This is a genomic window from Acinetobacter sp. ANC_7553 (assembly GCF_056779895.1).
This window is the reverse complement of the sequence record NZ_JBWYIV010000001.1, coordinates 314,564-329,798: the sequence shown is the minus strand read 5'-3', so window position 1 is coordinate 329,798 and position 15,235 is coordinate 314,564. Positions and strand designations below refer to the sequence as shown.

Annotated in this window: 13 protein-coding genes; 12 read left to right on the top strand and 1 reads right to left on the bottom strand. The window is 36.7% G+C overall.

The features are described 5' to 3' along the window. Positions 1 to 250 precede the first annotated feature (250 nt). The 12 genes from AC1M9I_RS01650 to AC1M9I_RS01595 all read left to right on the top strand — a co-directional run bounded on the left by AC1M9I_RS01650 (position 251) and on the right by AC1M9I_RS01595 (position 13,889). A complete protein-coding gene (locus tag AC1M9I_RS01650; RefSeq protein WP_481588113.1) occupies positions 251 to 505 on the top strand; it encodes a hypothetical protein in 255 nt (84 codons plus the stop codon). Positions 506 to 908: 403 nt separating this feature from the next. After that, complete coding sequence (locus tag AC1M9I_RS01645) at positions 909 to 2,321, top strand: amidase (RefSeq protein WP_481610597.1); 1,413 nt, start codon at positions 909 to 911, stop codon at positions 2,319 to 2,321. A gap of 115 nt (positions 2,322 to 2,436) precedes the next feature. After that, entirely contained in the window at positions 2,437 to 4,182 is a 1,746-nt protein-coding gene (locus AC1M9I_RS01640) for a SulP family inorganic anion transporter (RefSeq protein WP_481594645.1), read from the top strand. Positions 4,183 to 4,344: 162 nt separating this feature from the next. Further along, the gene (gene sstT, locus AC1M9I_RS01635; RefSeq protein ID WP_481592583.1) at positions 4,345 to 5,547 is read left to right on the top strand and encodes a serine/threonine transporter SstT; all 1,203 of its coding nucleotides are present in this window, start codon (positions 4,345 to 4,347) and stop codon (positions 5,545 to 5,547) included. Between the two features lie 34 nt (positions 5,548 to 5,581). Then, entirely contained in the window at positions 5,582 to 6,259 is a 678-nt protein-coding gene (locus AC1M9I_RS01630) for a YoaK family protein (RefSeq protein ID WP_180027852.1), read from the top strand. A gap of 12 nt (positions 6,260 to 6,271) precedes the next feature. After that, a complete protein-coding gene (locus AC1M9I_RS01625) occupies positions 6,272 to 6,808 on the top strand; it encodes a DUF2058 domain-containing protein (protein ID WP_481592584.1) in 537 nt (178 codons plus the stop codon). 559 nt (positions 6,809 to 7,367) lie between these two features. Further along, positions 7,368 to 8,609: a mechanosensitive ion channel family protein gene (locus AC1M9I_RS01620; RefSeq protein WP_228143075.1), complete on the top strand. Its 1,242-nt coding sequence runs from the start codon at positions 7,368 to 7,370 to the stop codon at positions 8,607 to 8,609. 30 nt (positions 8,610 to 8,639) lie between these two features. Next, positions 8,640 to 10,505: an ABC transporter ATP-binding protein gene (locus AC1M9I_RS01615; RefSeq protein WP_481594644.1), complete on the top strand. Its 1,866-nt coding sequence runs from the start codon at positions 8,640 to 8,642 to the stop codon at positions 10,503 to 10,505. Further along, positions 10,492 to 10,926 (top strand): MaoC family dehydratase, encoded by a 435-nt coding sequence (locus tag AC1M9I_RS01610; protein ID WP_035267505.1) that lies wholly within the window; start codon positions 10,492 to 10,494, stop codon positions 10,924 to 10,926. Before AC1M9I_RS01615 ends, AC1M9I_RS01610 begins: the two co-directional genes overlap by 14 nt. Positions 10,927 to 11,042: 116 nt before the next feature. Next, positions 11,043 to 12,074 (top strand): AraC family transcriptional regulator, encoded by a 1,032-nt coding sequence (locus AC1M9I_RS01605; protein WP_179997980.1) that lies wholly within the window; start codon positions 11,043 to 11,045, stop codon positions 12,072 to 12,074. 68 nt (positions 12,075 to 12,142) lie between these two features. After that, positions 12,143 to 12,517 (top strand): glycine cleavage system protein GcvH, encoded by a 375-nt coding sequence (gcvH, locus tag AC1M9I_RS01600; RefSeq protein ID WP_035267502.1) that lies wholly within the window; start codon positions 12,143 to 12,145, stop codon positions 12,515 to 12,517. A gap of 196 nt (positions 12,518 to 12,713) precedes the next feature. Then, positions 12,714 to 13,889, top strand: a complete 1,176-nt coding sequence (locus tag AC1M9I_RS01595; RefSeq protein WP_481594641.1) for an MFS transporter — start codon at positions 12,714 to 12,716, stop codon at positions 13,887 to 13,889. A gap of 56 nt (positions 13,890 to 13,945) precedes the next feature. Here AC1M9I_RS01595 and AC1M9I_RS01590 read toward each other — a convergent pair whose 3' ends face one another. Beyond that, positions 13,946 to 15,109, bottom strand: coding sequence for a PilT/PilU family type 4a pilus ATPase (locus AC1M9I_RS01590; RefSeq protein WP_481610596.1), 1,164 nt, complete (start codon positions 15,107 to 15,109; stop codon positions 13,946 to 13,948). Positions 15,110 to 15,235 lie beyond the last annotated feature (126 nt).

Below are 15,235 nucleotides of genomic sequence, written 5' to 3'. Positions count from 1 at the left end.
GTCCATCAAAAATGACAGGTTGTGTTTTGGTTTTAAATTTTTTTTCCTAATTTGAATTCTAATCATTCGTTGTTTTATGCCATGTAACAAGACAATAGCTAGTATTGGTGCGCTGTTAAAGATATCCTATTTAACATAATTTGAAATTATGCGACTTCAGATTGACTTAACCATAATTTTTTATTTTAATATTGAACTATAAAAAAAAGTTTTCATATAAGAAAATAAACTTTTTTCTGTGAGTAATATCATGAGTGAAAATTCATTTACAGCAATTCGACAAGTTAAAGAATTATATAGTGATTTCCAAGTAAATCAGCATTTAAAAGCAGGTTGGAAATTACTTGCAGTAACAGCTTTAACACATAGGCATGATCGTGGACACGAAGAAGCCCAAACAATATACGTTTTAGGTAGTGAAGAAGAGCCATCCGAAGAAGAAGTGAAATTTGATTTTGGTGATGACAACCCAATTATTCCAACAGAACATCCATTAAATCCTTAATCATGTTAACTTAATAAAGAGTCCACGTCATCTAATGGTTGACTCTAGTCTTAAATTTGAAAATAAAAGGGCAGTTAATCTTCCTTACCCAAAACTTCTTCTCGGCATTTTATAACTTCTTCTGCTTTTAGATTCTTCAAGTGATATTTAATCAGAGCATGTAGTACATCTGATTCTTTCATCTAAAGTTTTTTCTTAATGACGAATTTCATCGAAGATTCTTTAATGCCGAATTCTTAGCCATCACAAATTATATAAACCCATGTTCAGGGTTATTGTTCTAGATATCTTATTTAACATAATATACATTATGCGAAATTGTGGCGAATCAATCTCTGGTCAATCGACAAATCAATATTTCATGTGTATACATATGCTTAGTCAATTTTAAAGAAAATCGATTATGGATAATCAAAAAAGAATTCATGCTTTCACGGATAATATATTAGGTACAAGTGATGCGATTGAGCTCTCAAACAGAATTCAATCTAAAGACATCTCAATTGATGAAGTTTTAAGAGCTACGATTGAACGCGCAAAATTCGTAAATCCTCTGCTAAATGCAATTGAATTCGAAAACTTCGAACAAATACTTAAATCGCCTACTTTTAAACCTAATCAGATTTTTTCTGCAATCCCTACATTTATTAAGGATAATTTGGATCTTATTGGTTTTCCTACGCAACAAGGATCAACATCGTTCAAATCCAAGGAAAAGATCAAAAATTCTAAAATTACTCAACAAATGTTAGATACAGGCTTAATTGCACTGGGTAAATCCAAAATGCCTGAATTTGGCTTAAATGCTTCAACAGAATTTAAGTCTGGGGATTACACACGCAATTCTTGGCATACTGATTATTCGTGTGGAGCTTCTTCAGGTGGAGCTGCGGCACTCGTTGCATCAGGCGTAGTACCAATTGCACATGCAAATGATGGTGGTGGTTCGATACGAATTCCTGCAGCAAATTGCGGTTTAGTCGGTTTAAAGCCGACACGTGGTCGTTGGTATCCAAATGAAGGTTCGCAGTATTTACCAATTGACCTTGTTTCAGATGGTGTTTTAACACGTTCTGTGCGTGATACCGCGTTTTTCTTTGCTGAAATGGAAAAACAATATAAGCCAAAAAAATTACCCGAAATTGGCTTAATCCAGCATCCATCCAGCAAACCTTTACGGATTGGTCTTGTTTATGATTCATTACAAACCAATACTGATGCTGAGACCCGTCAAACTGTTGAGTCTACTGCTCAACTACTCAGGAATTTAGGTCATCATATTGAAGAGTTTTCACTTCCTATTCCAGATTGGTTTGTAGATGATTTCAGCCACTATTGGGGTTTTTTATCATTTATGATTCAACAGTTTGGAAAACCGCTACTTGGCAAAGATTTTAACGTCAATGAGTTAGATCATCTAACAGTTGGACTTGCAAATTTGTACAAGAAAAATTTCTATAAAACCCCTTTATTTCTGTACCGTTTAAAGAAGATCCAGCGCATCTATCAACAAATCTTCCAGCAATATGATGTCATCCTTTCGCCAGTTTTAGCGCATGTTTCGCCTCAAATTGGTTATCTTTCACCTCAACTCGAATTTGATGTTTTATTTGAGCGTTTAAGAAATTATGTGGCATTCACACCTATTCAAAATATCGCAGGTGCTCCAGCGATATCATTGCCGATGGGTATGACCAAACTAGATTCAAGACCGATAGGTATTCAGCTTTCTGCTGATTTGGGACAAGAACGTTTACTGATAGATCTCGCTTATCAGCTTGAACAGATACAACCTTTTAAAAAAATATACGATTAAATTCATACGCTAAGGATCATTAATCAAATTCTTGATGATCCTTATCAACAATACTCAGTGCTTGTTTATCACTTTTTATGCATAATATATATATAAATGTGATTTAGAGATTTGTATGGATTTAACGAAGCATTCTGTGGAACGAATCATCCCAGCTTGGAAATGGTTAAAAAAATACAATACTCAAGATTTTAAATCTGATCTTCTTGCATCTGTGATCGTGCTTGCAATGCTTGTACCACAAGGCATGGCATATGCCATGATTGCAGGCTTACCTCCAATTATGGGGTTATATGCCAGTATTATCCCTATGATTGCTTATGCATTGATTGGAGGGAGTACTACCCTTTCAATTGGTCCAGTTGCATTAATCTCTATGATGACTTTTGCCACGCTACAGCCATTATATGAAGTCGGTTCACCAGTCTATATTCAAGCTGCCTATTTGCTAGCAGTAATGGTTGGCATAATTTCGTTTTTATTGGGATTATTCAGATTTGGTTTTTTGATTCGTCTCATTAGCCATCCTGTGATTAAGAGTTTTATCATTGCTTCAGCCGTCTTAATTGCATTAGGTCAAATAAAATTTATTCTTAATATTCCATTGCAATCCAGTAATTTAATCGAATTTTTTACGAGTTTGGCTCAATACATTTCTTTATATGATTTGGTCAGCTTATCTTTGGGTTTAGCTTCAATTTTAGCGCTCATTTATTTACCACAATTACTTAAAATTCCAGCATTTTCAAATCATCAAAAAATGATGCAATTTATACAAAAAGCATTACCGTTATGCTTAGTGCTATTTTCTATCTTACTGGTTCAGTCCTTTGATTTAACTGCTTATGGAATTAAAACAGTAGGTGAAATCCCAAGTGGATTACCCCCTATTCAAATGCCGTACTGGACTTGGGACATGGTAAAAATATTGCTTCCTGGCGCAGTAATGATCGCTATGGTGAGTTTCGTTGAATCTATTTCGATCGCGCAAGCTACGGCTTTTCAATCACGTAGCAATTTGAACAGTAATCAAGAGCTTGTTGCGCTCGGTGTTGCAAATTTTGGCGCTGGAATCAGTGGCGCATTTCCTGTCACTGGTAGCTTATCACGTACAGTGGTCAATGCTGATGCTGGTGCTAAAACACCTATGGCTGGGGTTTTATCCTCTCTACTTATTATTGTGGTCAGTCTATATTTTACAAGCCTATTTGAATATTTACCTTTAGGAGTATTGGCTGCAACAATCATTGTGTCGATATGGAAACTTGTTGAGATTAAACCTTTTATAGAGGCTTGGAAATATTCTAAAGCAGATGGTTTAGCAATGACACTCACATTTTTAGGAGTGCTGTGTGTAGATATTACGACAGGCTTAATGGTGGGTATTATTTCAACATTTGTGTTGCTGTTATGGAGAATTAGCCGTCCACATATTGCAGTGATTGGTCTCGTTGAAGGCACGCAGCATTTTAGAAATATTTCAAGACACCAGGTTATTACCAGTAAAAGGCTCGTTTCGGTGAGAATTGATGAAAATTTGAGTTTTCTCAATGCAAACACCCTGAAGGAATTTATTATTTCAGAAGTTAGCCAACATGATGAGCTTCAACATGTTGTCATTAACTGTTCCAGTATCAGTAATATTGACTACTCAGCTTTAGAGACTCTTGAGGAAATGAATTCTGAGTTATCTAAACTCAATATTCAACTACACTTAAGCGAAGTCAAAGGTCCTGTTATGGATCGCTTAAATTCAACCAACTGGATACAACATCTGACAGGTAAAATATACCTCACTCATTTCCAAGCAGTATATGAATTAGACCCGCATTTCAGTGAAAATAAATCATCTTTTGCATAAGAATTTGATATTCTTAAGTAAGAATTATCAAAAAAAATCCAGTGATTTGATTCACTTAATTTTTATTATGAATAAGTTTTATATTTAAAATCATTTTTAAGTATAGAATACCCGACTTATTTATCCGATTTTAAGCCAGACTCGGCATTATTAGGTTCAGTTATGTTCACTGCTCTAGCACGTTTGAGTTTAGTCACCAAAATCCTTATCGCCATTATTCTGGGCGTTTTGGTGGCTATATTTTTCCCTCAAGTTGCACCACAATTAAGCTTGCTGGGTGATTTATTTATTAAAGCCCTTAAATCTGTTGCACCAATCCTTGTTTTTGTTTTGGTCCTTTCTTCGATTGCAAACTTTAAAGTTGGTGATAGCAGCAGTGCGAAAATCAAACCCATTATGATGATGTATGCCGTAGGTATGTTTTTATCTGCGTTAACTGCTGTCGTTGTGAGTAATTTATTTCCAAGCACTCTTTTCCTAGATGTCGCTGCGCAAGCTGATTTACAGCCACCTGGCAGCTTGACTGAAATTCTTAAAAATTTATTACTCAGTTTTGTTGCGAATCCTATCGTTGCATTAAGTGAAGCAAACTTTATTGGGATTTTAGGTTGGGCTGTTGCACTGGGAATAGCATTCCGCCATGCCACAGACACCACAAAACAGTGTCTGACGGATGCTGCGAATGCCGTGAATCACGTGATTCGTCTTGTCATCAGTTTTGCACCTTTCGGTATTTTTGGACTTGTTGCGGTTACTTTTGCAGATGCAGGTCTTAAAACCTTAGCAAGTTATGCACAATTATTATCTGTTCTATTAGGGACTATGTTCTTTGTTGCACTTGTAATTAATCCAATTATGGTGGCATTTGTTACGCGTTCAAATCCTTATCCATTGGTTATTCAATGTCTACGTGAAAGTGGGATCACCGCATTTTTCACCCGTAGTTCAGCAGCAAATATTCCTGTGAACTTGGATCTTGCCAAGCGTTTGGGTGTGAATGAATCGACAGCGAGTGTAGCAATCCCGTTGGGTGCTGCAATTAATATGGCGGGCGCATCAGTAACGATTACCGTATTAACATTAGCAGCGGTGAATACACTTGGTATTTCCGTTGACTTTACTACAATGCTTGTTCTTTCTGTTGTGGCTACTGTTTCTGCCTGCGGGGCTTCGGGTGTAGCGGGTGGTTCACTGTTATTGATTCCTGTCGCTTGTGGCTTATTCAATATTTCACCAGATGTGGCTATGCAAGTTGTAGCCATCGGTATGGTGATCAGTGTTCTACAAGATTCAACTGAAACAGCACTCAACTCATCTACAGATGTATTGTTTACTGCTGCGGTTGATCGCGCTCCTTCAAAATAATATATTCATGGCATAAACTTTTAGAATGAAAGATATGCCATTTCAATTCCTTCCAAACTGGGTACAATTTGGGGCTTTCATGCTTGCGGTAAATGCAGGCATGATCAACGTTTTGGGTCTCATTTCTCTATTACATCAGTCAGTTTCACATATGACAGGCAATGCAAGTCTGCTTGCGATCGGTATTATTGACCATGATTTCAAAGCTGTATTTTTTCTGATTCTTATTATCCTGAGTTATGTTTTAGGCTCTAGTTTTAGCGGTCTGATATTGGGGAATAGTCAATTTAAACTCGGACGCAGATATGGTCTACCATTGAGTTTAGTGACTTTTTTTATTCTGCTCTGTTGGGTATTTATTCCCTATTATCCTCGTTATGCACTGCTATGGGCATGTTGTGCGATGGGTGTACAAAATGCCATGGTAAGTCATTATAAAGGTGCGATTATTCGCACGACTCACCTTTCTGGTGTCTTAACCGATCTTGGTTTAGCATTTGGATATTTTGTAAGAGGTCTTACAACGGAATCCAGAAAAGTTATTTTGCATTTAGTGATTTTATTTGGTTTTATTATTGGCAGTACTGTTGCGGCATTCAGCTATCCTTATTTACAATTAGAAGCGTTTTTAATTCCTGCAGGTTTAAGTTTTTTACTGACCCTGATCTATTGGATTTTATATTTCCGTCATTGTTATTTTCAAAAATCGTAGTTGGTATTACTCATGGTAAAAAATGCCTTGCAAGCACAATTGCTCAAAGCTGGTTTAGTCGATCAAAAAAAGGCTAAAAAACTTTCTAAACAAGCTGTGCATGAGCAACGCACGGGTCAAAGCAATGAAGCTGAGATTAAAGCTAAGATTGAACAAGATTTAAAGCAAAAATTAGAAAAAGATCAGAGTCTAAATCTTGAAATCAAACGCCAGCAAGATGAAAAAGCATTACGTGCAGCAGTAGTGCAAATGATTGGTCAGCATAAAATCAAAGATATTGATGGTGAAATCAGCTACCAGTTCGTTGATGAAAATAAAATTAAGAAAATTTATATTAATCAACAAGTTTACAATGCACTCGTGGCAGGTACATTAGTTATCGCCAAAGATCAAACAGGTTATGCTGTTCTACCAAGAGCGTTATCTGAGCGGATTAATGAAAAAGTCGAAGGATTTATTATTGTGAATAATGCTGAGAAAAATGAGGCTATTACAGATGAGGAAGATCCATATGCAGCTTATGTTATTCCAGATGATTTAATGTGGTGAATTCCTCAAAAGCCTAATTTATTAGGCTTTTTTTACGCTTGATGTGTGATTCAGATTGCGGTGTAGCGGGTATAAATTCATGATTAAGATGCTTTAGGTCATATTGCTGCGTCCAACCATCACGAGAAGACTCTATCAATTTTCTGCGCTCGTCTTTTATTCTCTGATTCGATTTTTTTCAATCGATGTTGTTTTGGAGAGCTTAAAAAAAATAATGGATTGATTTTCTCATATTATTTTTTCATTTTCAAAATGCTGAAAATGAACAAGCTCAATAATGCTTCTTTCAGGACCTTTCGTGTAGGTTAAGAATACAGTGAGATTGAGAATGAAAAAAAATCTGGTTACAAGATAAGCTTTATAATTTAAAAATGTAATGACGATAATCTAGGAAATTTTATAGTGTGACTTAATTCACATTAATTTTATTTAAAATAGAAGTTCATAAAATTTATTTCAAGTAATTAATTTAATCTATTCTGTTTGATAAACGTTAACTCTAATAAATTTAATAACTTAAACCATTAAGCTAATACCAATTCATTTAGAGGTGATCAAGTTGGACAGATTAAATTTTGTAACTCAAATCCAAGAATGGTCAGATCAATTTCCTTGGTTAGAGATGTTGACCTCTCTGAGCATTCTTATTCTCATTGCATTTATCGCAAATTTTATTGCTAAACAAGTGGTCGTCCGTGGTATTCGCAAAATTATTAGCAAACTACGTTTTAGTTATAGTGATGTCTTAGCGGAACATAGCGTTATTCGAAGAATTGCAAACATTGTCCCAGCATTGGTGATTATGAATGGAATTGTGACGGTTCCTCACCTGTCTGAAAAAGTCATTACATTGATTCAGATGTTTGCACAAGCCTTCATTTTCTTAACCATTGCCTTGGCAATTAGTCAGCTTCTCACCATTTTTAATATTATTTATCAACGTAATCCTAAATCTCACAATAAGCCAATTAAGGGTTATTTACAGTTAGTTAAACTCATTATTTTTGTTGTTTGTGCACTGATGGTCATAGGAACATTTCTTAAAAAAGATGTTTTCACGCTATTGGCAGGTTTCGGGGCAATGGCAGCAGTGCTCATGCTGGTTTTCCAAAATACAATTCTATCTCTAGTGGCTTCAGTTCAAATCTCTTCATATGACATGGTTCGGATTGGTGATTGGATTGAAATGCCAACCTTAAATGCGGATGGCGATGTCATTGATATGTCATTACATACGGTGACCGTACAAAACTTTGATAAGACCTATACCACTATTCCGACCAATCGTTTGGTGACAGATACTTTTAAGAACTGGCGAGGTATGCAAGAACAAGGTGTTCGTCGTATTAAACGTGCACTCTATATCGATCAAAATAGTGTTCACTTCTTATCTGCAATGGAATACAGCAAACTTAAAGAATTTCTGATTTTAGAAAAATATCTGGATGAGAAACAAACTGAGTTAAAAAACTTTAATCAGCAATATGCAAATAATGGGGTCAATAACCAACGTCGTTTAACCAATTTAGGAACATTCCGCGCATATATTGAATACTATTTAAAAAATCATCCAGGTATTGCACAAAATCAGTCCTTAATCGTTCGTCAATTACAACCGACAGGTGAAGGTTTGCCTATAGAAATTTATGCTTTTACAAATACGACAGCTTGGGTGGCTTATGAGGCGATCCAATCCGATATTTTTGATCATCTTTTGGCGATTCTTCCTGAGTTTGGATTAAAAATATTCCAGATTCCTTCTGGGAATGATTTCAAGATTCCTCAAGACACAGTAAACTGAGTTTTGATTAGATGAATTAAGATTAGTCGTATGCTGCAGTGGTTTGAAAGACTCGTTGATCCATATCCATCCAAAGATTTAAATCAGCCCTTGCCGAAGAAATTTTTTCCATTTGTTTGGCAAGCAGCATCAGGAGTTAAGCGCTATCTCTTGGTGTTGGTGTTATTTACTGCAGCAACAGCTTCATTTGAAGCTATTTTCTTCTCTCAAATTGGTCATTTAGTTGATTGGTTGTCCGCATCGACGCCTCAAAATTTTCTCGAAAATAACCAAACAAATCTGATGATTTTGTCTGGTTTTCTACTTGCTAATATTTTCTTTGCAAGTTTGCAATCAATCATAAGGCATCAGATTTTATTCAGTAGCTTTCCAATGCGCTTGCGTTGGCGTTTTCACAACTTATTACTTCTTCAAGGTTTAGACTTTTTTCACAATGATTTTGCAGGTCGATTGTCAGCTAAAGTCATGCAAACTTCACTTGCAGTTCGTGAATTTTGGGTAATTTTGGGGGATATCGTTACTTATGTGGTGATTTATTTTATTACCATCAGTGTGGTTTTAGGAAACGTCTCCCCTCTTCTCCTTATTCCCCTGATGGCATGGTTGATTTTATTCATTGGCGCGGCATCCTTCTTTATCCCGCGACTTGGAAAAATTTCAAAAAAGCAGGCTGATGCACGCGCGGTGATGACTGGTCGTGTGACTGATGCTTATACAAATATACAAACAGTAAAATTGTTTGCACATGCTGGTCGTGAAAGCCAATATGCCAAAGAGTCTATGCAACTTTTTATGAAGACGGTGTATACCCAGATGCGTCTGGGAACTGCTTATGAAATTAGCATTAATCTACTGACCGCAATTTTATTCTTTGGCGTTTTAGGTACAGCAGTTTGGCTTTGGTTTATTGGTGAAGCAAACATCGGTGTGATCGCCGCAACGACAGCCATGATTTTAAAGCTGAATAGTATGGCTTCTTTTATGATGTGGCAAACTTCAGCCTTATTTGAAAATATTGGTACCATCCAAGATGGGATGACCACGCTAGCCAAACCAATAGCAATTCAAGACAAAGAAGCTGCACTGCCACTCGAGGTACGCTCTGGTGCGATTAAATTTGATAATGTGAGCTTTGCATATAATCAAAAAAATGTTATTAATCACTTGAATTTAGAAATTAAACCGGGTGAAAAAATTGGAATTGTCGGTCGGTCTGGTGCTGGAAAATCGACACTGATCCAACTACTACTTCATTTTTATCAAACCCAACAAGGTAAAATTTATATCGATGGCCAAGCGATTGATGAAGTCACCCAAGATAGTTTAAGAAAAAACATTGCTCTCGTGACGCAGGATACTTCTTTGCTGCATCGAAGTGTTGCTGAGAATATTAAATATGGTCGACCTGAAGCGACTGATGAAGAAATGTATGAAGCTGTCCGTAAAGCTCGAGCAGAAGAGTTTATTCCACAGCTTACAGATCTACGTGGTCAGACAGGATATGACGCTTATGTAGGTGAGCGTGGTGTAAAATTATCTGGTGGGCAAAGACAGCGTATAGCAATTGCACGGGTATTCCTAAAAGATGCTCCAATTTTGATTTTAGATGAAGCAACCAGCGCACTCGATTCAGAAGTGGAGGCTGCGATTCAGGCAAGCCTTGATGACCTGATGGAAGGTAAAACGGTAATTGCAATTGCACACCGCCTTTCAACAATCGCTCAAATGGATCGATTAATTGTTTTGGATCAAGGAAATATCGTAGAACAAGGATCTCACGATGAGCTGATCCAACAGAATGGAATTTATGCCCAACTTTGGCAACGCCAAACGGGTGGATTTTTAGTTGAACAAAAAGTGAAAGACAAGGAATTAGACGAAGATGCTTTATCTTGATGATTTAAAAGTGGGTGATCAGTTTAAAAGTCGTGAATATGAGTTAACACTCGAAGAAATTAAAGAATTTGCACAAAAATATGACCCTCAAGTCTTTCATACTGATGAAGAGGCTGCAAAAGATCATCCTATTTTTCAAGGTATCGCAGCCAGTGGTTGGCAAACTTCAGCCATTACCATGCGTCTCTGGACTGAATGTTTTCCAATTGCCAAGGGGCTTATCGGTTCAGAGTCAAGCTTAAGATGGCCAAAACCAGCTCGTGCAGGTGATCGTTTGCATGTGGAAGTTGAAATTGTTGCTATCAATCCTTCAAAAACAAAGCTAGATCGTGGAATTGTGAGTTATGTCACACAAACAAAAAATCAGCATGGTGATGTTTTGTTGATTTCAACCACAAAAATTGTCGTTTTTAAGGCTTAAACATCGGTTTCACACTAGATTTGTCCGACAAAATTGGTATTTTCTATCTGGAATTTATGTCAGTATTATTTTCACCAAAAATTATGAAAAAAATTGTGTAAAGCAATGGATCGCACATGAAAACAGTTTCAGTTCGCCCAGATTTAGGCATTCCAGGTGTTTACGGACTCTTACTTTTAGATGTTGTTTCTCGTTGGGGTTATAGTGCTGAGTCGCTATTCGCTCCCTTTGGATTCACCAACGAGCAACTTGCCGATCCTGAATTTAGAATTCCACTCCATGTAGCGAATGAGATGATTATTCTCGCGCGCAAAATGACAGGTGAAAGTTCTCTTGGTTATCATCTTGGTAACCAAATGCGGATTTCTATCCATGGTTTTATTGGCTATGCCATTATGACTTCGAATGAGATTACTGATGCACTTATTTTAGCCAACCGCTTTATACAACTGCGTATGCCTTTTCTGCAATTTCATTTTTCGACATTTACAGAACAAGTTTCTTTGCAGTTACAATGTGATATTGATCTTGAACCGCTGAGAACTGAAATTGTCATGGCTTTGACTTTTGGTGTCATTACCATGGCAAAAGCACTGACAGGCATAAATGATTTGTATGGCGAAATTAATTTCGACTTTCCTAAACCTGAAGGCTTTGACAAATACATCAGTCGTCTACACCCTAAAACGATTATTCATTTTGACCAGACTCATTTTCTTGCCAGTTTCGATAAAAGTTATTTAGGCTTGAAGATGGTTAACGCAGATCCGATTGCCAGTCAAATTGCAATTAATCAGTGTGAAGCAGAACTATCAGAGCTTGGAGAACGCCGTCGAATTTCAATGCGTGTTCGCGATATTTTGACACATTCTGAACAGCACTATTTAAGTATTGAAAATGTGGCAGATCGCCTGCATATGTCTGATCGTACACTGAAACGTCAGTTGGCTGCAGAAGGAACTTCTTTTTCAACCTTAGTGGATGAAGTTCGATATCGTCATGCAACCTCCCTACTGTCACGTACTGACTATTCACTTGAACAAATCGCAGATGAACTCGGTTATTCAGATGTTGCGAATTTCAGTCGTGCATTTAAACGTTGGAGTGGTCGAAGTCCAAGCAGTTGGCGTAAAGATCCATATTTATAGAACTTTCGTTTTTAAATAAAACACTGTATAACACAAGAAAATTTTTCAAATCGAATTGAGGAGTCGTGATGAATCATCCTTCAGAGCTTAAATATGCTCGCACACACGAATGGGTACGTATTGAAGGTGATCTCGTTGTTACTGGGATCTCAGATCACGCACAAGATGCATTGGGTGATCTTGTCTATGTAGAAGCACCTGAAGTAGGTCGTGAATTGACTGCTGGTGAACAAGCGGGTGTAGTTGAGTCTGTGAAAACAGCTTCTGATATTCATGCTCCTGTAAGTGGTGTAGTTGTAGAAATTAATGAAAATCTAGAAGATGATCCAGATTTTGTAAATGATGATCCCTATGGCAAAGGCTGGATCTACAAAATCAAACCATCTAATTTGGCAGATGTAGAACAACTTCTCTCAAATACAGATTATGAATCAGGTTTGTAATATTTATGACCAGTCTACGGACTGGTTTTTTATTTATACATTTTCGGATGAATGGCTCACTTTTTGCTGTAATTTTCATGTAATTTGATTATAATTAATTCAACTTCTCTCCCTACTTCATTGCTGACCAAAACCAAAAATAATTTTATTTGGCACAGATTGAAGCTTTTAATGGTTCAATATTTCAAGGTTGTCTATGTCTTCTATACATGCTGAGCATCTATGGAATAAATCTTTTATTCTGTGTCTAATTAATAACTTATTTATTTTCATCTTTTATTTTGCTCAGACAACGATATTGCCAATTTATATTCTGAATGATTTAAATGGTAATATTACCCAAGCTGGGCTTGCACTGACTTTATTTCTAGCTTCATCGATCGCAATACGACCGTTTACCGGTCTCATTATCGAGAAGATTGGGCTTAAAAAAGCACTTTATATCTCTGAGTCATTTTTTGTACTGCTCTCTTTCGCTTATATCTTTGCTGATAATCTAACCCTATTACTGGTCATTCGGTTACTACAAGGAATTTGGTTTAGTATTTTGACCACTGCCATGATACCAATCGTCAATGACTTCATTCCAAATCAGCGTAAAGGTGAAGGCATGGGCTATTTTGTCATGTCAGTCAATCTTGCCATTGTACTAGGACCCATGTTGGGCTTGATTCTCATTCAACCATGGGGATATATTCCAGTGGCTACCCTTTTAGCTGCAATTGTTTTTATTGGTTATTTGTTCTGCTTTTTGATTCCGATCCAGACACAATTTCAAACTTTTAAGCGCAAAACAAAAATTAGTCTTCATGATTTTGTTGAGATTAAAGCTTTACCTGTTGCGATGATGGCGATGCTCATCTCATTTTCTTATGCAAGTATCATGTCTTTTATCTCGACATATGCTGAATCAAAAAATTTATTGACCTATGCGAGTTTATTTTTTGCTGTTTTTGCAGTTTCCATGATGCTCCTAAGACCCTTCACAGGAAAGTTATATGACTCCAAGGGTCCTGCCTACGTTGTCTATCCAGCGATTGTGAGCTTTAGCATTGGGCTATTCATTCTAAGCCAAATTCATTCTGCTGCCGGATTATTGATATCTGCTGTCTTTATTGGTATAGGCTTTGGATCTGCTCAGCCATGTCTTCAAACGCAAGCCATTCAAGCTGTAGCACGTGAACGTGTTGGACATGCGAGTTCAACTTTTTACACCTTTTACGACATTGGCATCGCATTAGGTTCTTTTATTTTAGGGATTGTGATCACACACTATCAGTATTCGATTGCATATATATTATGCGCAATATTGACGCTATTAAGCTTGCTGTTTTACCGCTTCGTTGTTCAAACTAAAGTAAAAGCGGTCTAGATAGTTAAAAATTTTTCCAAAAAAAGCCTTCAGATGAAGGCTTTTTTTTTATTCAATTAGCTTTCTGCATCTTCATCAAACATACTGAAGGTTTGTGAAGACGTTTCAGCATTCTCTCGGATGCGTGTACTTTTCAGTTTAATTTGTAGACGTAATTCATTTTTAGAGTCAGCATTACGAATGGCTTCATCATAACTGATCGCACTTTCGTTATATAAATCAAACAATGCTTGGTCAAATGTTTGCATCCCCAGTTCTCGAGACTTGGTCATAATTTCTTTCAACTCATGAAAGTTACCTTTCAAAATCAAATCCGAAACTAAAGGTGTATTTAGCATGACTTCTACAGCAGCTCTACGTCCGACACCATCTTCAGTTCGAACTAAACGTTGAGAAATAATGGCTTTCATATTTGATGAAAGATCCATAAGCAACTGATTACGCCGTTCTTCAGGGAAAAAGTTGATAATTCGATCTAAGGTTTGATTGGCATTATTAGAATGCAACGTGCCTAGGCACAAATGACCAGTCTCTGCAAAAGCGATCGCATGCTCCATGGTCTCCATATCACGGATTTCGCCAATTAAAATTACATCTGGTGCCTGACGAAGTGTGTTTTTAAGCGCATTATGCCATGAGTGACAGTCCACTCCGACTTCTCGGTGAGTGACCATTGATTTTTTATGTTTATGCACGTATTCAACTGGATCTTCTACAGTAATGATGTGCCCTGCTGAGTTCTCATTACGGTAATCAATCATGGCAGCAAGTGAGGTAGATTTACCCGATCCAGTGCCACCAACCACTAGAATTAAACCTCGCTTTTCCATCACCACATCTTTCAATGTTTCTGGTAATTTCAACTTTTCAAAGTTTGGAATTTCAGAGGTAATGGTACGAATGACCATCCCTACATTAAGTTGCTGTTGAAAAACATTCACGCGAAAGCGCGATACATCTGGGACATTAATGGCAAAATTACATTCTAATTCACTCTCGAATTCTGCTCTTTGTTTTTCATTCATTAAGCTATAAGCGAATAGTTTTGTTTTTTCTGCAGTCAAAACTTGAGAACTTAAAGGCTTCATTGAACCTTGATGTTTCATACTTGGAGGAAAATCAGCTGAAATAAATAAATCTGATCCCTCATGGTCAAAAACGCTTTTAAGCAATCTGAACATGAATTGCCGAGCTTCGCTAAGTAATTCATTACTGAACATTAATTTCCCCAAGTTATAAATATTAAATACTTAAAATACTAATAGAAATATAAGGTTATTTCAGCTGTTTCATCAAATATTTAATGCTTTAAACAAACATTCAAATCTTAAAGGCAAAAAAAGAAC

Bases quoted from the DNA above. Each gene is read 5' to 3' on its own strand.
- AC1M9I_RS01650 (WP_481588113.1), top strand. From the start codon at position 251: ATGAGTGAAAATTCATTTACAGCAATTCGACAAGTTAAAGAATTATAT.
- AC1M9I_RS01645 (WP_481610597.1), top strand. From the start codon at position 909: ATGGATAATCAAAAAAGAATTCATGCTTTCACGGATAATATATTAGGT.
- AC1M9I_RS01640 (WP_481594645.1), top strand. From the start codon at position 2,437: ATGGATTTAACGAAGCATTCTGTGGAACGAATCATCCCAGCTTGGAAA.
- sstT (WP_481592583.1), top strand. From the start codon at position 4,345: ATGTTCACTGCTCTAGCACGTTTGAGTTTAGTCACCAAAATCCTTATC.
- AC1M9I_RS01630 (WP_180027852.1), top strand. From the start codon at position 5,582: ATGCCATTTCAATTCCTTCCAAACTGGGTACAATTTGGGGCTTTCATG.
- AC1M9I_RS01625 (WP_481592584.1), top strand. From the start codon at position 6,272: ATGGTAAAAAATGCCTTGCAAGCACAATTGCTCAAAGCTGGTTTAGTC.
- AC1M9I_RS01615 (WP_481594644.1), top strand. From the start codon at position 8,640: ATGCTGCAGTGGTTTGAAAGACTCGTTGATCCATATCCATCCAAAGAT.
- AC1M9I_RS01610 (WP_035267505.1), top strand. From the start codon at position 10,492: ATGCTTTATCTTGATGATTTAAAAGTGGGTGATCAGTTTAAAAGTCGT.
- AC1M9I_RS01605 (WP_179997980.1), top strand. From the start codon at position 11,043: ATGAAAACAGTTTCAGTTCGCCCAGATTTAGGCATTCCAGGTGTTTAC.
- gcvH (WP_035267502.1), top strand. From the start codon at position 12,143: ATGAATCATCCTTCAGAGCTTAAATATGCTCGCACACACGAATGGGTA.
- AC1M9I_RS01595 (WP_481594641.1), top strand. From the start codon at position 12,714: ATGTCTTCTATACATGCTGAGCATCTATGGAATAAATCTTTTATTCTG.
- AC1M9I_RS01590 (WP_481610596.1), bottom strand. From the start codon at position 15,109: ATGTTCAGTAATGAATTACTTAGCGAAGCTCGGCAATTCATGTTCAGA.